The organism is Pseudomonas sp. DWP2-2 (assembly GCF_049897065.1).
GTDB classification, from domain to species: domain Bacteria; phylum Pseudomonadota; class Gammaproteobacteria; order Pseudomonadales; family Pseudomonadaceae; genus Aquipseudomonas; species Aquipseudomonas paracarnis.
Genome location: NZ_JAFCVN010000003.1, coordinates 552,589 through 573,871, shown reverse-complemented (window position 1 = coordinate 573,871; position 21,283 = coordinate 552,589). Strand labels below are relative to the sequence as shown.

General features: G+C 62.5%; 18 protein-coding genes. 13 read left to right on the top strand and 5 right to left on the bottom strand.

Translation table 11 applies throughout. From position 1 onward, the window contains the following. Positions 1-183 precede the first annotated feature (183 nt). The 6 genes from dusB to ACP7CZ_RS09955 all read left to right on the top strand — a co-directional run bounded on the left by dusB (position 184) and on the right by ACP7CZ_RS09955 (position 8,570). Entirely contained in the window at positions 184-1,197 is a 1,014-nt protein-coding gene (gene dusB / locus ACP7CZ_RS09980; protein ID WP_034126416.1) for a tRNA dihydrouridine synthase DusB, read from the top strand. Beyond that, positions 1,194-1,514 (top strand): DNA-binding transcriptional regulator Fis, encoded by a 321-nt coding sequence (fis, locus tag ACP7CZ_RS09975; protein ID WP_002555375.1) that lies wholly within the window; start codon positions 1,194-1,196, stop codon positions 1,512-1,514. Before dusB ends, fis begins: the two co-directional genes overlap by 4 nt. Positions 1,515-1,596: 82 nt before the next feature. Next, entirely contained in the window at positions 1,597-3,204 is a 1,608-nt protein-coding gene (gene purH, locus ACP7CZ_RS09970) for a bifunctional phosphoribosylaminoimidazolecarboxamide formyltransferase/IMP cyclohydrolase (protein WP_034126415.1), read from the top strand. 129 nt (positions 3,205-3,333) lie between these two features. Then, positions 3,334-4,626, top strand: a complete 1,293-nt coding sequence (gene purD, locus ACP7CZ_RS09965; RefSeq protein WP_014716727.1) for a phosphoribosylamine--glycine ligase — start codon at positions 3,334-3,336, stop codon at positions 4,624-4,626. 116 nt (positions 4,627-4,742) lie between these two features. Next, a complete protein-coding gene (locus ACP7CZ_RS09960) occupies positions 4,743-7,517 on the top strand; it encodes a hybrid sensor histidine kinase/response regulator (protein ID WP_034126413.1) in 2,775 nt (924 codons plus the stop codon). A gap of 456 nt (positions 7,518-7,973) precedes the next feature. Next, positions 7,974-8,570 (top strand): MarC family protein, encoded by a 597-nt coding sequence (locus ACP7CZ_RS09955; protein WP_003171467.1) that lies wholly within the window; start codon positions 7,974-7,976, stop codon positions 8,568-8,570. Here the strand turns inward: ACP7CZ_RS09955 and ACP7CZ_RS09950 are convergent. From ACP7CZ_RS09950 to cobG, 5 genes are all read right to left on the bottom strand, one after another. After that, positions 8,567-9,346: a hypothetical protein gene (locus ACP7CZ_RS09950; RefSeq protein ID WP_054918794.1), complete on the bottom strand. Its 780-nt coding sequence runs from the start codon at positions 9,344-9,346 to the stop codon at positions 8,567-8,569. The genes ACP7CZ_RS09955 and ACP7CZ_RS09950 overlap by 4 nt on opposite strands. A 237-nt stretch (positions 9,347-9,583) precedes the next feature. After that, on the bottom strand, positions 9,584-11,221 hold the full coding sequence (cobJ, locus tag ACP7CZ_RS09945) for a precorrin-3B C(17)-methyltransferase (protein WP_220382814.1): 1,638 nt from the start codon (positions 11,219-11,221) through the stop codon (positions 9,584-9,586). Next, positions 11,221-11,952 (bottom strand): precorrin-2 C(20)-methyltransferase, encoded by a 732-nt coding sequence (locus ACP7CZ_RS09940; protein WP_003188163.1) that lies wholly within the window; start codon positions 11,950-11,952, stop codon positions 11,221-11,223. Before ACP7CZ_RS09940 ends, cobJ begins: the two co-directional genes overlap by 1 nt. Beyond that, positions 11,952-12,578: a precorrin-8X methylmutase gene (locus ACP7CZ_RS09935; RefSeq protein WP_181124982.1), complete on the bottom strand. Its 627-nt coding sequence runs from the start codon at positions 12,576-12,578 to the stop codon at positions 11,952-11,954. Before ACP7CZ_RS09935 ends, ACP7CZ_RS09940 begins: the two co-directional genes overlap by 1 nt. Continuing rightward, positions 12,571-13,917, bottom strand: a complete 1,347-nt coding sequence (cobG, locus tag ACP7CZ_RS09930; RefSeq protein ID WP_181124981.1) for a precorrin-3B synthase — start codon at positions 13,915-13,917, stop codon at positions 12,571-12,573. The genes ACP7CZ_RS09935 and cobG overlap by 8 nt, the downstream gene beginning before the upstream one ends. A gap of 38 nt (positions 13,918-13,955) precedes the next feature. On the opposite strand from cobG, the gene cbiE reads away from it, so the two are divergent. From cbiE to ACP7CZ_RS09895, 7 genes are all read left to right on the top strand, one after another. Next, positions 13,956-15,161: a precorrin-6y C5,15-methyltransferase (decarboxylating) subunit CbiE gene (gene cbiE / locus ACP7CZ_RS09925; RefSeq protein WP_181124980.1), complete on the top strand. Its 1,206-nt coding sequence runs from the start codon at positions 13,956-13,958 to the stop codon at positions 15,159-15,161. Beyond that, positions 15,158-15,877, top strand: a complete 720-nt coding sequence (locus tag ACP7CZ_RS09920) for a cobalt-precorrin-6A reductase (protein ID WP_054896389.1) — start codon at positions 15,158-15,160, stop codon at positions 15,875-15,877. The genes cbiE and ACP7CZ_RS09920 overlap by 4 nt, the downstream gene beginning before the upstream one ends. Positions 15,878-16,301: 424 nt before the next feature. Then, positions 16,302-16,694, top strand: coding sequence for a DUF2946 domain-containing protein (locus ACP7CZ_RS09915; RefSeq protein ID WP_034126406.1), 393 nt, complete (start codon positions 16,302-16,304; stop codon positions 16,692-16,694). Positions 16,695-16,741: 47 nt separating this feature from the next. Continuing rightward, positions 16,742-17,224, top strand: coding sequence for a copper chaperone PCu(A)C (locus tag ACP7CZ_RS09910; protein ID WP_054918811.1), 483 nt, complete (start codon positions 16,742-16,744; stop codon positions 17,222-17,224). 10 nt (positions 17,225-17,234) lie between these two features. Continuing rightward, on the top strand, positions 17,235-17,633 hold the full coding sequence (locus ACP7CZ_RS09905) for a DUF2946 domain-containing protein (protein WP_072445925.1): 399 nt from the start codon (positions 17,235-17,237) through the stop codon (positions 17,631-17,633). Between the two features lie 93 nt (positions 17,634-17,726). Beyond that, entirely contained in the window at positions 17,727-19,787 is a 2,061-nt protein-coding gene (locus ACP7CZ_RS09900) for a TonB-dependent copper receptor (RefSeq protein WP_054896386.1), read from the top strand. Positions 19,788-19,905: 118 nt separating this feature from the next. Next, positions 19,906-21,267, top strand: a complete 1,362-nt coding sequence (locus tag ACP7CZ_RS09895) for a PepSY-associated TM helix domain-containing protein (RefSeq protein ID WP_181124979.1) — start codon at positions 19,906-19,908, stop codon at positions 21,265-21,267. The last annotated feature ends 16 nt before the right edge of the window (positions 21,268-21,283 follow it).

The following is a 21,283-nucleotide window of genomic DNA, read 5'->3' as shown; positions in this document are numbered from 1 at the left end:
CGGCGTGCCCACCGAGGTTTGACGGCGGATTATTGACTTGACCGCCGTCAACCAAACCGATGGCGATAAAAAAGTAACTGTTCAGATTTTATCCAATTCAGCCTTTAACCAGTCATCGAGAGCGGGTATCATGCCAACCCTTTTTCGAACTCTAATGATCCGGCCCCACAACAGGGAAGTCCTATGTCGGCGGTACGCATCGGCCCATACACATTGCAAAACGGCTTGATCCTCGCCCCGATGGCGGGTGTCACCGACCAGCCCTTTCGTCAGCTGTGCAAGCGTTTGGGCGCGGGTCTAGTAGTCTCTGAAATGGTTACCAGCGACATGAGTCTGTGGAACACCCGCAAGTCGCGGATGCGCATGATCCACGAAGGTGATCCCGAGCCACGCTCGGTGCAGATCGCCGGGGGCGATGCGCAGATGCTGGCGGATGCCGCACGGGCCAATGTGGAGCTGGGTGCACAGATCATCGACATCAACATGGGCTGCCCGGCCAAGAAGGTTTGCAACAAGGCCGCCGGTTCCGCACTGTTGAAAGATGAGCAGTTGGTCGCCGAGATCCTGCAGGCCGTTGTTGGTGCAGTGGATGTGCCGGTGACCCTGAAGATTCGTACCGGTTGGGACCGGGACAACAAGAATGGCCTGACGGTGGCGAAGATCGCTGAACAGGCAGGCATTACAGCGCTGGCGGTGCATGGCCGTACCCGCGCCGACCTTTATACCGGTGAAGCCGAGTACGACACCATTGCCGCGATCAAGCAGGCCGTGTCGATGCCCGTCTTTGCCAATGGCGACATCGACAGTGCCGAGAAAGCCCGGCGCGTGCTGCACGCGACCGGTGCCGATGGCTTGTTGATTGGCCGGGCCGCCCAGGGGCGGCCGTGGATTTTTCGTGAAATCGAGCATTTCCTGCGTACCGGTGAAGTCTTGCCGGCACCAGAGTTGGTCGAGGTGGAACGTATTCTGCTAGAGCATCTGGCCGCCCTGCACGCCTTTTATGGGGACGTGATGGGAGTACGCATTGCTCGCAAGCATGTCGGCTGGTATCTCGCCACCTTGCCGGGCGCCAAGGAATTCCGCGCTCAGTTCAATCGTTTGGATGAAACGCAGGCACAGGTCGCCACCGTTCGTGAGTTCTTCGCCGGACGCGACAAGAGCCTGGGAACAGGGGATGGAGAAGGGGTGGCCGCATGACGATGATGACCGAGACTTTAGTGAGTGGAACAACACCCGTGAGCGACAATGTCAATTTGAAACAGCACCTCAACACGCCGAGCGAAGAAGGCCAGACCCTTCGCGGGAGTGTCGAGAAGGCGCTGCACAATTATTTCGCCCACCTTGAGGGCGCTTCCGTCACGGATGTGTACAACCTGGTGCTCTCCGAAGTCGAGGCGCCCTTGCTCGAAAGCGTGATGAACTACGTCAAGGGCAACCAGACCAAAGCCAGTGAGCTGCTAGGCCTCAACCGTGGCACCTTGCGCAAAAAGCTCAAGCAGTACGATTTGCTGTAAGCATTCAATCAAACCAGAAAGGCGCCCGCGTAAAACCGGTCGCCTTTTTTGCTGACTTCCTTTGCTTTTGATGGAAATTGAGATGACCGACCAGACCACCCGCCTGCCGATCCGCCGTGCCTTGATCAGTGTTTCCGACAAGACCGGGATCCTCGAATTTGCCCGGGAGCTGGAAGCCCTGGGTGTGGAAATCCTCTCCACGGGCGGGACCTTCAAACTGCTGCAGGACAACGGCGTGGCCGCAGTAGAAGTCGCGGACTACACCGGTTTCGCAGAAATGATGGACGGCCGCGTCAAGACCCTGCACCCGAAAATTCACGGCGGCATCCTCGGCCGTCGCGGCATCGACGACGCCATCATGACCGAGCACGGCATCAAGCCGATCGACCTGGTGGCCGTTAACCTCTACCCGTTCGAAGCCACCATCAACAAGCCAGGCTGCGACCTGCCGACCGCCATCGAAAACATCGATATCGGCGGCCCGACCATGGTGCGCTCGGCGGCCAAGAACCATAAGGACGTGGCCATCGTGGTCAATGCCAGCGACTACGCCAACGTCCTGGAAAACCTCAAGGCCGGTGGCCTGACCTACGCCCAGCGCTTCGACCTGATGCTCAAGGCGTTCGAACACACCGCCGCCTATGACGGCATGATCGCCAACTACATGGGCACCGTGAACCAAGCGGCTGACACCCTGAGCACAGAAGGTCGCAGCCAGTTCCCGCGCACCTTCAACAGCCAGTTCATCAAGGCCCAGGAAATGCGCTACGGCGAGAACCCGCACCAGAGTGCGGCGTTCTACGTGGAAGCCAAGCCGGCCGAAGTGGGCATCGCCACCGCCACTCAACTGCAAGGCAAAGAACTCTCCTACAACAACGTGGCCGACACTGACGCCGCGCTGGAATGCGTAAAGAGCTTCGTCAAGCCGGCCTGCGTGATCGTCAAGCACGCCAACCCGTGCGGCGTGGCCGTCAGCCCGGACGCTGAAGGCGGTATCCGCCAGGCGTACGAACTGGCCTACGCCACCGACACCGAATCCGCATTCGGCGGCATCATTGCCTTCAACCGCGAACTGGATGCCGAGACCGCCAAGGCCATCGTCGAGCGTCAGTTCGTCGAAGTGATCATCGCCCCAAGCGTCAGCGAAGAAGCCCGCGCCATCGTCGCCGCCAAAGCCAACGTGCGCCTGCTGGCCTGTGGCGAGTGGTCGGCAGACCGCGCCGCGGCCTGGGACTACAAGCGCGTCAATGGCGGCCTGCTGGTACAGAGCCGCGACATCGGCATGATCGGCAGCGATGACCTGAAAGTCGTGACCAAGCGCGCGCCGACCGAGCAAGAGATCAACGACCTGATCTTCGCCTGGAAAGTGGCCAAATACGTCAAGTCCAACGCCATCGTCTACGCCAAGAACCGCCAGACCATCGGTGTCGGCGCTGGCCAGATGAGCCGCGTGAACTCGGCACGTATCGCCGCGATCAAGGCTGAACATGCCGGTTTGCAGGTGGTGGGTTCGGTGATGGCTTCCGATGCGTTCTTCCCGTTCCGTGACGGCCTGGACAACGCCGCGAAAGCTGGCGTGACCGCCGTGATCCAACCGGGCGGTTCGATGCGTGATGCAGAAGTCATCGCCGCCGCTGATGAAGCTGGCATTGCGATGGTCTTCACCGGCATGCGCCACTTCCGCCACTGATTGATCGTTCCCACGCTCTGCGTGGGAATGCAGTCCGGGACGCTCTGCGTTCCAAAGCGTGACGCAGAGCGTCACAAGTAGCATTACCACGCAGAGCGTGGGAACGATCAAGTTAACGAGGTTTTTGAAATGAATGTTTTGATCATTGGCAGCGGTGGCCGTGAACACGCCCTGGCCTGGAAAGTAGCCCAGGACCCACGCGTGCAGAAAGTCTTCGTGGCCCCCGGCAACGCCGGCACCGCCATCGAAGCCAAGTGTGAAAACGTCGCCATCGACGTGCTGGCCCTGGAGCAGTTGGCGGATTTTGCCGAAAAGAATGTTTCCCTGACCATCGTCGGCCCGGAAGTGCCACTGGTAGCAGGCGTCGTCGATCTGTTCCGCAGCCGTGGCCTGGATTGCTTTGGCCCTACCGCTGGCGCCGCCCAGCTGGAAGGCTCGAAAGCCTTTACCAAGGACTTCCTGGCTCGCCACAAGATCCCGACGGCCGACTACCAGAACTTCACCGAGATCGAACCGGCCCTGGCTTACCTGCGTGAGAAAGGCGCACCGATCGTGATCAAGGCCGATGGCCTGGCTGCCGGCAAAGGCGTGATCGTCGCCATGACCCTGCAGGAAGCCGAAGACGCCGTGCGCGACATGCTCGCCGGCAATGCCTTTGGTGACGCCGGTTCACGCGTAGTCATCGAGGAGTTCCTCGACGGCGAGGAAGCCAGTTTTATCGTGATGGTCGACGGCAAGAACGTATTGCCGATGGCCACCAGCCAGGACCACAAGCGCGTCGGCAACGGCGACAGTGGCCCGAACACCGGCGGCATGGGTGCCTACTCCCCGGCGCCCGTTGTCACCGCCGACGTCCACCAGCGCGTCATGGACCTGGTGATCTGGCCAACCGTGCGCGGCATGGCGGATGAAGGCAACGTGTACACCGGTTTCCTCTATGCCGGCCTGATGATCGACAAAGCCGGTAACCCCAAAGTCATCGAGTTCAACTGCCGCTTCGGCGATCCGGAAACCCAACCGGTGATGCTGCGCCTGCAATCGAGCCTGGTGCTGCTGGTGGAAGCCGCCCTCGCCCAGGCCCTGGACAAGGTCGAAGCGCAGTGGGACCCACGACCTAGCGTTGGGATTGTGCTGGCGGCCGGTGGCTACCCCGCCGACTACGCCAAGGGCGATGTGATCGAAGGCCTCGACGCCGCCGCTGCGCTGGAAGGCAAGGTGTTCCATGCAGGCACCGCGCTCAAGGACGGCAAAGTTGTAACCGCCGGTGGCCGCGTGTTGTGCGCCACCGCGATGGGTGCCAGTGTCGATGCCGCGCAACAACAGGCATACAAACTGGCGGCGAAAATCGACTGGAAGGGCTGCTTCTACCGCACCGACATTGGCTACCGTGCCATTGCCCGCGAACGCGGTGAGAACAACTGAGCAGCTACACTTGCAGTAGCTATCCGTTCGGTTAGGTAAGGGCCTTTGGCCCTTGCCGTACCCTGTTGCCCCGCGCATAGTTAACCCGTGCATCCACCTACCGAAGGGATTTCGCCGTGCGCTGGCTCAGGATCGCCATAGGTTTCACAATCAGTCTGCTGACCCTGCTCTGCTTGCTACCGGCCCAGGCCGCTGCGCAAGGCAGTGGCTGGGCAGTATTGCTTGATGAACAGGCCGACCTGCAACTGAGCGATATCCGTTCCGCCCGCTATACCAATCAATTCAGCCCCATCGAACTGGACCGGATCACCGCCGCGCAGCCGGACGGTGCGTTGTGGGTGCGTTTCAGGTTGCAGCCCGGCAAGCACGAACAAGTGCTGCGGGTGTTCGCCCCGGACCTCTCCAGCCTGAGCCTGTATGTGCTGGACGGCGACACCCTGGTGGAGCAACAAACCACCGGCACACGCCAACCCCAGGCTGAGCGCTCGTTGCCCAGCAGTGACTTCATGCTGCCGATGCCTCAGAGCCAACGGCCACTGGAGGTATACCTGCGCCTGGTCTCGGAACACGAGCTGCGCCCTTACATCACCCTGGAACCAGCGGTGCTGGCCGCCGCCAACCAGAACCAGACGCTGATCTACGGCCTGCTGTTCGGCGTGCTGTCGATGCTGATCCTGCACAACCTCACGCGCTTCGCCTACCACCGCTCGCGCAGCAGCCTGTGGCTGGCCGCGTGCGAGTTCCTGTTGATGCTCAGCCTGGCGCTGTTGCTCAACCTGGTGGGGCCATGGCTGCCGAACTGGCACGCAATCCAGACCCCCGGTGCCTACCTGGCCCTGCTGCTGACCGCACCCTGTGGGCTGATGTTCGCCTACCGCTTCTTCATGCCCCTGGGCCCGCACCCGCTGAACAAAGTGTTGATGGCCGACATCCTGCTGATCATCCTGTGCGGCCTGCTCCTGTTGTTCGTCAACACCTTGCCGCTGAACATCATCACCTATGCCCTGGTCGCGCTGGCGGGCCTGAGCATGCTGTTTGTCTCGGCCTATCACTGGCAAAAAGGCTACCGCCCGGCGCGCTTGTTCGTGGCGGCCATGGTGGTATTCAACATCGGCACGCTGATCATTCTGCCCGCACTGCTCGGCCTTACCCTGGTGGCGCCACAGGGGCTGATCGTCACCCTGTTGAGCTTTATCTGCCTCAGTGGCCTGCTGATGAGCCTGGCCCTCGGCGAGCGCCAGCGCGCCATTGTCGAAACCCGTTTCAGCCTGAGCCGCGACCTGGCGGCCAGCAATGCCGAAATCGCCGCCAAAGCCGAGTTCCTGGCGAAGATCAGCCACGAAATCCGCACGCCCATGAACGGTGTGCTGGGCATGACCGAGTTGCTGCTGGGCACGCCGTTGTCGGTGAAGCAACGCGACTATGTGCAGACCATCCACAGCGCCGGTAATGAGTTGCTCACCCTGATCAACGAGATTCTCGACATTTCCAAGCTCGAATCCGGGCAGATCGAACTCGATGATGTGCAGTTCGATCTCAATGCATTGATCGACGACTGCCTGAGCATCTTCCGCGCCAAGGCCGAGCAACAGAATGTCGAGCTGATCAGCTTCATCCAACCCCAGGTACCACGAGTGATCAGCGGTGACCCGACGCGACTGCGCCAGGCTTTACTGAGCCTTCTGGAAAACGCCCTGCACAAAACCGATGAAGGCGAAGTGCTGATCGTTGTCGCCCTGGATGAGCGCAGCACCAAGCCACGCCTGCGCATTGCCGTGCAAGACAGCGGCGTGCCCATGGAAGCTGCCGAACGCGACGCCCTGCTGCACAGCGAACTGCACAGCAAGAACTTCCTTTCGGCGACGCGCTTGAGCGGCCACTTGGGCTTGGTCATCGCACGCCAGCTGATCTTGTTGATGAACGGCGAGTTCGGCGTCAAGAGTGGGAGCCACCAGGGCAGTACCCTGTGGCTGACCCTGCCGCTGGACCCGGAACGCCTGGAACACCCGACCAGCGACCTCGACGGCCCGCTCAAGGACGCCCGCGTGCTGGTGGTGGACGACAACGACACCTGCCGCAAAGTCCTGGTGCAACAATGCACGGCCTGGGGCCTGAACGTCAGCGCCGTGCCTTCGGGCAAGGAGGCCCTGGCGCTGCTGCGCACCAAGGCGCACCTGCGTGATTATTTCGACGTGGTACTGCTGGACCAGAACATGCCCGGCATGACCGGCATGCAACTGGCGGCGAAAATCAAGGAAGACCCGAGCCTGAACCACGACATCCTGCTGATCATGCTCACCGGAATCAGCAATGCACCGAGCAAGATCATTGCGCGCAACTGCGGGATCAAGCGCATCCTCGCCAAACCGGTGGCTGGCTATACCCTCAAGACCACCCTGGCTGATGAACTGGCCCAGCGCAGCAAAGGCGCACCCGTGGCACGCCCGGCCCCCAGCGCACCGGCAGCCATGACCGTGCCCAGCGATTTCCGCATCCTGGTAGCCGAAGACAACAGCATTTCCACCAAAGTGATTCGCGGCATGCTCGGCAAGCTCAATCTCGACCCGGACACCGCCAGCAACGGCGAAGAAGCGCTGCAAGCGATGAAAGCCCAGCGCTATGACCTGGTATTGATGGACTGCGAAATGCCGATTCTCGATGGCTTCTCCGCCACACAGCAACTGCGGGCATGGGAAGTCAGCCACCAACGCGTGCGCACGCCAGTGGTGGCGCTCACCGCGCATATCCTGTCGGAACACAAAGAACGCGCACGCCAGGCAGGCATGGACGGGCATATGGCCAAGCCGGTGGAACTGTCGCAGCTGCGCGAGCTGGTGGACTACTGGGTCGCGCAGCGCCAACAGCGCCCTGAGCACAGCACCCTTTCCTGATGATCGTTCCCACGCGTGGGAATGCCGCCCGGGACGCTCCGCGTCCTGCTTGAACGCGACGCAGAGCGTCACTGGATGCATTCCCACGCAGAGCGTGGGAACGATCACACCCACCACTATCGCAGGCAAGCCAGCTCTCACATTTGATCCGTGTCGGATAGACTCCTCCACACTTTCCCCGCCCGCGAGCCGCCCCCATGCTCCATGTGTTATTCAGCGTTTACCTGAAGATACTGGTGCTCTACAGCCCGTGATGATCGTTCCCACGCTCCGCGTGGGAATGCCGCCCGGGACGCTCCGCGTCCTGCTTGAACGCGACGCAGGGCGTCACTGGATGTATTCCCACGCAGAGCGTGGGAACGATCACACCCACCGCTATCGCAGGCAAGCCAGCTCCCACATTTGATCTGTGTCGGATAGACTCCTCCACACTTTCCCCGCCCGCGAGCCGCCCCCATGCTCCATGTGTTATTCAGCGTTTACCTGAAGATGCTGGTGCTCTACAGCCCGTTCTTTGTGCTGTCCTGCTTTATCAGCCTGACCCGTGGCTACTCCAGCAAGGAGCGTCGGCGCCTGGCGTGGAAAGTTGCACTGGCCACCCTGGTATCGAGCGTGCTGCTCTACCTGTTTGGCCGGGTGATTTTCAGTGTGTTCGGCATTACCGTCGACGCGTTCCGTATCGGCGCCGGCAGCGTGTTGTTTATCTCCGCCCTGGGCATGGCCCAGGGCAAGTCGGCGGTGCAGACCGACAACGTGCAGCAGGACGTGACCATCGTGCCGCTGACCATCCCCCTCACCGTCGGCCCCGGCACCATCGGCGCCTTGCTGGTGATGGGCGTCAGCCAACCACACTGGGACGACAAGCTTACCGCCATCCTGAGTATTGCCCTGGCCAGCCTGACGGTGGGCGTGGTGCTGTACCTGTCCAACCGTATCGAACGCATTCTCGGCGACCAGGGCTTGCAGATTGTCAGCCGGTTGATGGGCCTGTTCGTCTGCGCCCTGGCCGCGCAAATCATTTTTACCGGGGTACGCGGCTACCTGGTGCCCTAGATCCGGTATTTGGCGATAGCCATTTCCACTTTGTCACCGGCGCTTTCGCGCATCAGTTGGATGGTTTTCTCGTTGACCATAGAGGTATTGAGCACCAGGCAAGTCTGCCCGCTGAAGGCCTCGAACGAGGAGCTATCCCACTCCAGGAAGGGCAGGCCCACCTGTTTATCCACACCATGGGTGCTGTAGGTCACCAGCACCATGATCAACTCGCCGTCTGTTTCAGCGCAGGAGGCCAGGCCGAAATCGCCGCCCTCATGCACCGCGCAATTGCGCTTGAACAGCTCGAAAGACGCTGGCTGACGCTTCAATGCATCCAGCGCATCGGCGGCCAGCTTGGGCAAGGCGCTAAGCAGTGGCCCGAACAGCGCCGTCGACGTCAGCATCGAGGCGATGATATTCAGCGCCGCCAGTTGCACCGTCAGGCCCTTGCCCGCACGCGAGACCCGTTCAAAGCGACTGCGCAGCGGCAGCCACCCCAGGCTGACCATCACCTTGATAAATTCCTCGTACCACGCCTCGCTGCCCCGCTGGACGTTCAGCACATCGCTCACATAACTGCTGGCCAGCAGATAGCTTTTGCGTACGTATTCGCGGTTCAACGCCGACAAGCCTTCGGCAAATGAAATCACCCCGTTGTTGACCACGGCCGCATTGCAATCATCGTCGCTATCCAGCGCGCAAGCGGCCTGCCTGGCAGGTGCGCCCGGCAATTTGTAGGCGGCAATCAACTTGCGCCTTTTTTTACTGTTGATCCTTCTGTGACGTCGCTCCATTTTCTGTTCTCCACAAGCACCCCACATGGGGCTTGCTTCCACCCTAGTCCAGGGAGCAGCGGGGTTTCCATGCGATAAACATCCCTTGGACTGCCCCGCCCAAAACCAGCGTCCAGCAATGACAAGGCGCGGCGGGCAGGCGTGCGGTTTTCATCGCATAAAAAAGAAAAAGCCCCGAACAACGCCAGGGGAATCCCTGGGTTATTCGGAGCTTTCCGGCAGCCAACCGGGCTGTTTTCAGGAGTTGGGTTTGTCGCCATACCAACGTGGTGTGTACACCCACTCGCCGCCACCCGCGCGCGGGAACACACAGGTGGTGGATGAACCGATCAGCACCATGGTGCGCATGTCCACCTGCTCGGGCGTCAGTTGCCCCAAGGTAGTGACGCGCAGCGTCTGGCCTGGACGACCGATGTCACGGCCCAGCACCACCGGCGTCTGCGGCGTGCGATGCAGCGCGACGATCTCCAGGGCGCGTCCCAGTTGCCAAGGCCGCGACCTGGAGATCGGGTTGTAGAACGCCAAGGCCAGGTCGGCCTGGGAAGCCAGGTCCAGGCGTTTTTCGATGATCGCCCAGGGCTTGAGATTATCCGACAGCGACATCACACAGAAATCATGCCCCAGCGGCGCGCCCGCCTGGGCAGCGGTGGCCAGCGAAGCGGAAACCCCCGGCAGGATTTCCAGGTCGACCTGATGCCAGGCCGGCTCGCTGGACTCGTGCAGCGCCTCGATCACCGCTGCGGCCATGGCGAATACACCTGGGTCACCAGAGGACACCACCACCACCGAGCGGCCTTGCGCGGCTAGCTCGAAGGCGTGGCGGGCGCGCTGCATTTCTTCGCGGTTGTCAGTGCAGTGTTGCACTTGGTCGTCCCGGAACGGCCCGGCCATGCGCACGTAGGTTTCATACCCCAGCACATCGGTGCAACGCGCCAGTTCCGCCTTCACCGCCGGCACCATCAATTCAGCAGCGCCGGGGCCCAGGCCAATCACCGCCAGACGCCCGCGGGGGCGCCCAACCTGTGACAGATCCAAGGGCTGCTCGGCCACGGTGATACTGATGTCCGCAACGGGTTCCAGTACGGCAAAACGCAGCGGTACACCCAAGGCCGACGCGGCTTCATGCAAGGACGCGTCAGCCATCTGCAGGTCGCTGGCCAGCAAGCAGGCCAGGGATTGCACGGCCACGCCAGCCTCCTGCAACGCCGAGCGCACACGCTCGGCCAACTGCGCACCCGGCCGGCAGGTGGCGTAGACATTCTGCGGGTAAATCAGCAACTCGTTGGCTGCCGGTGTGCGCTCGGCACTGCCCACATGAATCGCCAGGCGCGCCTGTTGATCCTGAGGCAGGTTAGCGTCCTCCAGCCATGGCGCCGCGCCTTCAATGCGCACGCTTTCGCCGGCCAGAAGGTCGCAGACAAAGCGTTTGCCCAGCTCGATGTCGGCCAGTTGATAGCCCGCCGGCGGGTTGAGCAGGCAGGTGCCAAAACGCAACTCGCCGCTGGTGGTGATGGCGGCGGACACGCCGAGCGCTGCCGCAATATCACGCGCCATGAGGTTTACGCCCCCCAGACCACCGAGCAACGGCACCACAGCGCTGCCGTCTTCAGCCACGGCCAGCACGGCGGGTTCTTCGCCCTTTTCCAGCAGCAACGGTGCCAGGGTGCGAATCACAATGCCCGCGGCGCACAGGGCAATCAGTGGCGTGCCCTGCTGATAGAGCTGACGCAAGGTCGCGCCGAATTCGCTGTAGGTACGGTCTGCCCCCTCAACCCGTGTGGCCAAACCGTGGATCAACGCGCCGGGGTAAACCTGCTGGAGCCTGCGCGCAGTCGCCAGGCTGCCTTGGCCCAGAATCACAATCGCCGGGGTCATCAACCTTGCCACCTTTCACCGGGCACGATGATCAGCGAGAAATACGGCGACGACATCGGCTCCACCTGATCCAGCGGCACGATCTTCTGGTTGGCCATGGTCGCGCGTTCCACGTACAACGCCCGCTCGGCCAGACCCAACTCTTCCAACACCTGGCGCACTTTCGGGAAGTTGCGCCCCAGCTTCATGATCACTGCGGCATCGGCATCCGCCAGGCGGCGCTTGAGGTCCTCATGGGGCAATACGCCCGAGAGCACCGACAAGCTCTGGTTGCGATACACCAACGGCGCGCCGAGTACCGAGGCACCACCGAGCATCGAGCACACACCTGGAATCACCTGGGCCTCGTAGCGCTCGGCCAGGCGGTCATGCAGGTACATGTAGGAGCCGTAGAAAAACGGGTCACCTTCGCAGATCACCGCCACGTCGCGGCCCGCGTCCAGGTGCGCGGCCACGTCGAGGCTGGCATTGTCGTAGAAGTCGCTGATCACCTGCTCGTAGGACAGCGGCGCCGGCAGCACTTCGGTGGTCACCGGGTACACCAGCGGCATCAGGGTCTGTTGCGGCACCAGGTGGTCCTCGATGATGCCGAAGGCGTTGCCCTTCTTGCCTTTGGCCACGAAGTACGCCACCACCGGCGATTCACGCAGCAGGCGCAGGGCTTTGAGGGTAATCAGTTCCGGATCACCGGGGCCGACGCCCAGGCCGATCAAACGTCCGCGCACCTGCATTATTCGACCTCCGTGGCCAGGGCATTGACGGCGGCAGCAGCCATGGCGCTGCCGCCCAGGCGACCTTGCATGATCACGAACGGCACCCCACGACTATCAGCGGCGAGCATGGCCTTGGATTCGGCGGCGCCGACAAAGCCCACCGGGAAACCCAGGATCAACGCCGGTTTCGGCGCGCCGGCGTCGAGCATTTCCAACAGATAGAACAACGCGGTCGGCGCGTTGCCAATCACCACCACACTGCCTTCCAGGTGCGGGCGCCACAGTTCAAGGGCGGCGGCCGAACGGGTGTTGCCCAGTTCCCGCGCCAGCTCCGGCACGCTGTCGTCGCGCAGGGTGCAGATCACTGGGTTATTGGCTGGCAGGCGTGCGCGGGTCACGCCTTCGGAGACCATCCGCGCATCGCACAGAATCGGCGCACCAGCGGCCAGCGCATCGCGCCCGGCCTTGCCCGCACCTTCGGAAAACTGCAGACCGTCGATGGACTCGACCATGCCGCACGCATGGATCACCCGCACCGCGAGTTTTTCCAAATCAGCCGGGATGCGGTCCAACTTGGCTTCCGCGCGAATAATGGCGAAGGAGTTGCGATAGATCTCCTGACCGTCGCGGATGTAATCAATCATCGGTGTTGCTCCGTGGACGAGCGCGCAACAGGGCGCCCGCCGCTTCAATGGAAAGAGTGCGCGCGTGAAGCCGGCCAAAACCAGGCTGGGTTGCATCGCAAAAATAGAGGTCGTAGTGGCCGGGGCTCACCGCCAGCAAGGTGACTGGCGCGGTGTGCGCGGCAGCGCAGGAGCGCAGGCAGCCGGACAGATGCACCTCAACGCCCGGTTGCAGAGCGGCCAGTTGCACGGCGTCGGCCTTGGTGTCGGCCAAGCCTTTTGCGCAGCCGCTGGAACCGGTGCAGGCAATCATGCGCGCCAGCGGGTGGCCGAGCGAGCAGATAAAGCCCAGTTGCGCCAGGCGCTCGGTCAAGGCGTGAGGCTTTTCGACGTTGGGCACCAGCACGCCTTGCCAGGGGGTAAAGCGCAAGGTGCCGTCCCCATAGTCACTGGCCAGTTGTGCGGCGCCCTTGAGCATCGCCGGGTTCAGGCGGCCCAATGGCGCGAGGGCGGCGACGTAGAACTGATTCTTTTGCACTTGTGGATAAGTGCCCACCTGGAGCGACGCGTCGCTGGGCGGGCGTATGAAGCCGTCGGCTGGCAGCAACGGCAAGCGCAAATGGTTCAGCACGTTATCCACAGACAAATGGCGCATGCGCGTTTGTTCTGGGGTGGCGAGGTCCAGAAACGCTTCCAGCACGGCCACGACCAACCCATGCCCCTGGTTCAAAGGCACGGCGGCCAGGGGCGCATCCAGGCCCGGACAGCCGGCCAGGCCGAACGCGAGCAGGGTTTCGCCATGGCGTACGAAGGCCGACAACCACAGGTCGTGGTGATGCTCGAGCATCGCCAGGTCTTCGCCGCCATCGAGTTGCACCGCGAACTTGGCCGACAGTTCATGGAAACGCGGATGGTTCTCCAGGGTGGCGAGGATCTGCGCGGCCAGCGGGCGGGTGTCGAACAGCATCTGCGGGTCAATGCCGGCGCTGGGGCTGAGCATCAGGTTGCGCACGTCGTCACCGCCCGCGTTGCTGGGGCCCAGGCCCGCCGCCAGTAGTCGGGCGATCAACGCCTCCTGCTCAGCGCCGATGCCGCGGATCTGCAGGTTGGCGCGGTTGGTCGCCTCAATCACCCCGCCCGCATACGCCTGGGCCGCGTCCGCCACGGCGTGGGCCTGGGCGGCAGTGATCGCGCCGCCCGCCAATTTGACTCGGCAAATGCCACCGTCCAACGCCTGGACAATACGCAGCAACCCCGGACAAGCCGAGGGGCGCAAGGTATTCACAGCGGGCGTTGGGTTCACGGGGCTACCGGTTGACGGGTAAAGGCGCGGTATTATGCCTGCTTTGTCCGGCGGCATGAAAAGCCTGCCCGTCGGATGTCGTTCAAGGAATTGATATGTCGCCCTGGCTGACGGTTGTAGGCATCGGTGAAGACGGCTTCAAAGGCCTGGGCAGAAATGCCCGGCATGCCCTGTTGCGCGCCACGCGGATTATAGGCGGCCAACGCCAGTTGGACCTGTTGCCGGTGTGTATTCGTGGCGAACGCCAGGTGTGGCCGACCCCGTTTTCCCTGAAGCCAGTGTTGTCGCGGCGCGGGGAGCCCGTGTGCGTTCTGGCCAGTGGCGATCCGATGCTCTATGGCGTCGGCGCCAGCCTGGCGCGGCAAGTGCCAGCTGAAGAGTTGTTGATTTTGCCCGCGCCATCGTCGGTATCCCTGGCGGCGGCGCGCCTGGGCTGGCCGTTGCAGGAGGTGGTGACGTTATCCGTGGTGGCTCGTCCGGTGGCGGCACTTAATGCGCATCTGGCCAGTGGCGTGCGCTTGTTGGTGTTGAGCAATGATGCCAGCAGCCCCGCCTTGATTGCCGCGTTGTTGGTCGAACGTGGTTTTGGCTCCAGCCGCATCAGTGTGTTTGAACATTTGGGCGGCCCGGCTGAACGGCGTATCGACGGGCACGCGCAAGCGTGGGAGCACACGGCGGTTGCCGATTTGAACCTGATCGCCATCGACTGCCTGGCGGATGCGAACGCACCGCGTCTGTCGCGTCTTGCCGGCTTGCCGGACTCGGCCTTCAAACACGATGGCCAACTGACCAAACGCGATGTGCGCGCCATGACCCTCGCCCGCCTCGCGCCCATGCCGGGCGAACTGTTATGGGACGTAGGCGCGGGCAGTGGCTCCATCGGTATTGAATGGATGCGCACCCATCCCAGCTGTCGCGCCTTCGCGATCGAAGCCGACGCAGGCCGACAAAGCCTGATCGAACACAACCGCGACGCCCTCGGCGTGCCCGGCCTGCAACTGATTCGCGGCAAGGCGCCGGAGGCGTTAAGCGGCCTGGAAACGCCGGACGCCATCTTTATCGGCGGCGGCGTCACCCGCGACGGCGTGCTCGACACCTGCTGGCAACACCTGCGCCCCGGTGGCCGCCTGGTTGCCAATGCCGTGACCCTGCAAAGCGAAATGACCTTGATGAACTGGCGCGCCGAGCATGGCGGTGAACTGACCCGCATCCACGTGGCCCAGGCGCAGCCCCTGGGCGAGTTCGATACCTGGCGCCAGGCGCTGCCGATCACGTTGCTGGAAGTGATCAAGCCGCTATGAAAAGGATGCTATTACTGGGCGGGGTCACGGAAGCGCTGGCCATCGCCCGTACCCTGGGGCCGCAGCATATCTACAGCCTGGCCGGCGTGGGCCGCGTACCAACCGACCTGAACTGCAAGGTTCGTGTCGGGGGTTACGGAGGCGCTGAAGGGTTAGCGCAGTTTATTCGTGACGAACGTATCAGCCTGATCATTGACGCCACCCATCCGTATGCAGCGCAGATCAGCCAAAACGCGGCCCAAGCGGCGCAATTGAGCGATGTGCCTTGCTGGGCATTGCGACGCCCAGCCTGGCAGCCGCAGCCGGGGGATGATTGGCGAGAGGTCGCCGACTGGGCCGAACTGGTCGAAGCGCTCAAACCCTTCAAGCGCCCGCTGTTCACCTTGGGTCGCGAACCCTTGCAGCACCTCGACGAAATCCCCGCCGAGCAGTTCTGGACCTTGCGCGCGCTGGATGTGTATCCCGGCAACGAGCGCTGTGAGGTGATCGGCGCACGCGGGCCGTTTTTGATCGAGGATGAACGGACGTTATTCGAAGAACGGCGGATTGATGTGCTGATCAGCAAGAACAGCGGCAGCACCGCCACCGAGCCGAAGCTGGAAGTGGCGCGTGAGCGTGGGGTGCCGGTGCTGGTGTTGAAGCGGCCGGTGTTGGCTGCCGTAGATCGAGAGTTCACAGCAGTGCCGGCGTTGCTACAAGCAATCACTCTTTTCTAAACACCACCTATCCAATGTGGGAGCGTGCTTGCTCGCTCCCACACTTTGGAATTGCGTTATCAAATGACGGTAGTAGATCAGCCAGCCAAGGCGCTAGCTCAATCAACTGCGCAACCATTGGCTGGAAAAAGCCCTATACCTGACTTGATCGTTCCCACGCTCCGCGTGGGAATGCATCCTGTGACGCTCCGCGTCACGGCTTTAAAAGCGGACGCAGAGCGTCCAACGCGGCATTCCCACGCAGAGCGTGGGAACGATCAGCCCGCCTGGTGCGCCGCGTCCTTTCTGCAAAATTGGCAAGCGGCCGTTCTCGTCTATCCTCAAACCCAACACTGCGACACCAAACCACACCCGCCCTTTTTACTTATCCCCCCCGATCAGGCTAAATACCCGCCTGATCGTTTAACCCTACGGATTATCCGCCATGGCCCGTCAACGCTTTGCAATTGCCTGGATCGCCTGCCTTGCAGTGCTGTTCAATGCGTTTGCCATGCCGTTGGCCAGTGCAATGCAGCAGACCGATGACCCGGTCAAGCGTCTGATGTGGGGCGGGTTCTGTTCGTCCAATGGCGCGAGCCTCAAGGCGATTGCCCTGGGCAAGCTGGAAATTCCCGCACCGCCGGACGATCACTCTGCCATGCAGCATTGCTGGTGTTGCTCGGGCTCTGCGCCGTTGGTGGCGTTGCCGGGGCATGTGCCGCAGTTGTATGTGACGCGCTTCGAGGCGGTGCAGAACTTGCCGCCGCGCTTATTGCGCAATCCAACCCCGCGCCAGCAATGGCCGAGCCTTAACCCCCGCGCTTCTCCAACGGTCTGATCTTCTTCGCAAGTGAACTGCGTTTAGAACCGTTCTGGAGAACTGCCATGCTTAAATCTTCCCTGCTTCTGGCTGCGTTGCTGCTGCCGGTGTTCAGTGCTGCCAATGCCGAAGACTACAAGGCCGGCGATTTGCTGGTGAGCGACCCCTGGTCTCAGGAGTTGCCACCGAATGCGCCTACCGTCGCCGCCTACTTTGTAATTCATAACACCGGGGCGGCCCCGGATCGCCTGCTCAGCGTTGAAACCAGCGTTGCCGAAAAAGCCGAGCTGCATGAGCACGTGATGCAAGGCGATTTGATGAAGATGCAACAAGTGCCCAGCGTCGCCGTACCGGCCAAGGGTGAACTGACCTTCGCGCCGATGGCCTATCACGTCATGCTGCTTGGCCTCAAAGACCGCAGCCTGCTGGCCGACGGCAAGCAATTCCCGCTGACCCTGACCTTCGAAAAAGCCGGCAAGGTCGAGGTGCAAGTGTCGGTGCACAAAGCGCCGCCAATGGCCGGCCACGAGCACATGCACGCCCAGTAAGCCAACCTCGATGGGCGCCCCTCGCGCCAGGTTGTCTCCCCACCGCCGCCTGATGCGCGGCAGTTGGATCAGCCTGTTCGCCATGCTGATGATTTTTATCGGTCCGCTGATTTCCCAAGCGATGCCGATGGATCATCACGCCAGCATGTCCATGACCATGGACATGCCCAACTGCCATGGTGAACCTGCGCAGCACAGCAAAGCCCCGGACGAGCATCATGTTCTCTGGGAAAAATGCGGCTATTGCAGCTTGCTGTTCAGTTGCCCGGCCCTGCCCGGCAGCGTCTCCTACGTAACCCTCGGCACCCCGCCGCCCGCCAACGCCCTCACCCCCGCCACGCGCCTGGGCCATGCCCGGCAGAGCATCTTCCCCGGAGCCCGCAGCCGCGCGCCGCCCATCGTTTCGTAAGCCCTTCACCGCGTTACTTCACCCCGGCCGACTTTAGACAGACAGCCGCAGGCTGCTGGCCGTGTTGTTTACGATTGATTGATGGAATTTGTCATGTCCAGGTTTTCTGCTGACACCCGCTTGGGAAGTACTGCCCTGCTCACCGCCTTATGCGGCGCACTATTGGCTGCCCACGCTCACGCCGACGAGCATGAGCTGAGCCCTACCGTCATCACCGCGATCGCCCCCAGCTCACCGCTGACCGTGGTCACCAACCCCAAAGACCCTCGCCAACCGGTGCCCGCCAGCGATGGTGGCGACTACCTCAAGACCATCCCCGGCTTCGCCCTGGTGCGCAACGGCGGCACCAATGGCGACCCGGTGCTGCGCGGCATGTTCGGCTCGCGCCTGAATATCCTCACCAACGGCGGCATGATGCTCGGCGCGTGCCCGGGCCGCATGGATGCGCCAACTTCGTATATTTCGCCGGAAACCTACGACAAGCTCACCGTGATCAAAGGCCCGCAAACCGTGCTCTGGGGCCCGGGCGCGTCAGCGGGCACCATCCTGTTCGACCGTGAACCCGAGCAGTTCGGCGAGCTGGGCACGCGGGTCAACGCCAGCGTATTGGCCGGTTCCAACGGGCGTTTCGACAAGGTCATCGATGCTGCTGCCGGCGGCCCATTGGGCTATGTGCGCGTGATCGGCAACCAGGCCCACGCCGACGATTACAAGGACGGCAACAACGACACCGTCGCCTCGCGCTATGACAAGTGGAACGGTGACGTGGCTGTGGGCTTCACGCCCGACGCCGACACCCTGCTGGAACTCACCGCCGGGCGTGGCGATGGTGAAGCGCGCTACGCCGGTCGCGGCATGGACGGCTCGCAGTTCCTGCGCGAAAGCCTGGGGCTGCGTTTCGAGAAATCCAATATCGGCGAGGTGCTGGATAAGGTCGAGGCCCAGGTCTACTACAACTACGCCGACCATGTGATGGACAACTACAGCCTGCGTGTCCCTTCGGGCACCGGCATGATGGCGGGCCCCATGGCGTCCAACGTCGACCGCCGCACCCTTGGCGCACGCATCAAGGCGACCTGGCGCTGGGCGGATGTGCAATTGATCAGCGGCCTGGATGCACAGACCAATGAACACCGTGCGCGCAGCAGCATGGGCATCGACACGTATAAGGATCTGCCGCGCAATAAGGACGCCAATTTCCACAACTACGGTGTGTTCGGCGAACTGACCTGGTACGCCGCCGACAACGATCGCCTGATCACCGGCGCACGCCTGGACCGCGCCTCGGCCAAGGACTTCCGTCAACGCACCGGCTCGGGAATGATGTCGCGCCCGAACCCGACCGCCGGCGACACCCGCGCCGATACATTGCCCTCGGGCTTTGTGCGTTATGAGCACGACCTGGCGGACAGCCCCACCACGCTGTATGCCGGCCTGGGCCACGCGGAACGTTTCCCGGATTACTGGGAGCTGTTTTCCCCCAACACCGGCGCGGCCGGTTCGGTGAATGCCTTCGACGGCGTGAAGCCTGAGAAAACCACCCAGCTCGACTTCGGTGCCCAATACAAGAGCGCCGACCTGGAAGCCTGGGTGTCGGGCTATGTCGGCCAGGTGCGCGACTTCATCCTGTTCGACTACAGGCCCGGCATGATGGGCACCACCTCCCAGGCGCGCAATGTGGACGCACGTATCATGGGCGGCGAAGTGGGCGCAGCGTACAAGCTGAGCCAACACTGGAAAGCCGACGCCAGCCTCGCCTATGCCTGGGGCAAGAACAGCAGCGACGGCAAGGCCCTGCCACAAATGCCACCGCTGGACACGCGCCTGGGCCTGACCTACAGCGAAGACGATTGGAGCGCTGGTGCGTTGTGGAGGGTGGTCGCGGCGCAACACCGTATCGATCCAAACAAAGGCAACGTGGTCGGCAAGGACTACGACAAGAGTGGCGGCTTCGGCGTGTTCTCGCTGAACGCGGCATACCGCGTCAACAAGCACTTCAAGGTCAGCACCGGGGTCGACAACCTGTTCGGCAAGGCTTATGCCGAGCATCTGAATCTGGCCGGTAACGCAGGCTTCGGTTACCCAGCCAACGACCCGCAGGCCATCAAGGAACCTGGGCGTACGCTCTGGACCAAGGTGGACATGAGCTTCTAAAAGCATCGCAGGCAAGCCTGCGCCCACAGGTGGATTACAGTCCCCTGTGGGAGCTGGCTTGCCTGCGATGGCGGTGTAACAGACCAAGAAAAATCAAAAGCCTTATGCGGAGCACCCGATGACCACACAAAAAATTTCCTTCTACAACCTGGCCTGGCGCTGGCACTTTTACGCCGGTCTCTTCGTCGCCCCCTTCATGGTGCTGCTGGCCCTCACCGGCATCATCTACCTGTTCAAACCCCAGCTCGACCCGCTGATGTACGGCCACCTGCTCACCGTGCCCGCCGCCGAACACGCGCTGAGCGCCGACGAGCAACTGCAGCGCGCCCAGGCCGCCTACCCCCACGCCGCGATCAGCAAATACCTGCCCCCTGCCGATGCCACTCGCAGCGCGCAGTTCGTGATGCGCAACGGCGCCCACGAAGTGACGGTGTTCATCGACCCCTATCGCGGTACCGTCCTCGGTGAGCAGGACGCAAACAACAACCTGCAAGCCATCGTCCGCGCCCTGCACGGCGAACTGATGATCGGCACCGTCGGCGATCGCCTGATCGAACTCGCCGCCGGCTGGGGCGTGATGCTGGTGGTGTCCGGCCTGTACCTGTGGTGGCCGCGGGGCAAGTCATCTGCAGGCATTCTGTGGCCTCGCTTCAATACCCGTGGTCGGGTGTTCTGGCGTGACCTGCACGCTGTCGCCGGCTTCTGGGGCGCGGCGTTCCTGCTGGTGATGCTGCTCAGCGGCATGACCTGGACCGGGTTCTGGGGCAAGCAATACGCCGACCTGTGGAACACCTTCCCAGCCGCGATGTGGAACAGCGTGCCGCAGTCCGACCAGCAGGCCCGTGTGCTCAACACCGCCACCCAGCAGACCGTGCCCTGGGCCCTGGAAAACACGCCGATGCCAATGTCCGGCGACCACGCCGAGCATATGAATCACGGCGCAATGCACGCAGGCCCGGCCGCACCCACGGTGCGTCTGCAACAGGTGGTCGACCTGGCCAACGCACGCAAGGTCGAGCCCGGCTACAGCATTACCTTCCCCACCACCGCCACTGGTGTATTCACCGTCGCGGTGTTCGCCGACGACCCGCGCAACGACGCCACCCTGCACGTGGACCAGTACACCGGCAAGGTCCTGGCCGATGTACGTTGGGATCATTACAACCTGGTCGCACGCGCCACCGAAACCGGCGTGATGCTGCACGAGGGCAAGATGTTCGGCTGGGTCAACCAACTGATCGTGCTGTTGATCTGCCTGATGATTCTGCTCAGCGCGGTCAGCGGCGTGGTGATCTGGTGGAAGCGCCGGCCACAAGGCGGGCTAGGTGTACCGCCGCTGCGCCATGACCTGCCCAAGTGGAAAACCGCGATGGCGATCATGCTCGGGCTGGCGATCATTTTTCCGTTGGTAGGGGCTTCGTTGGTCCTGGTGTGGGCGCTGGATCGCTTGTTGCTGTCACGCATCAGCGCAACCGCCTGAAGCATTGTCGCGCAAC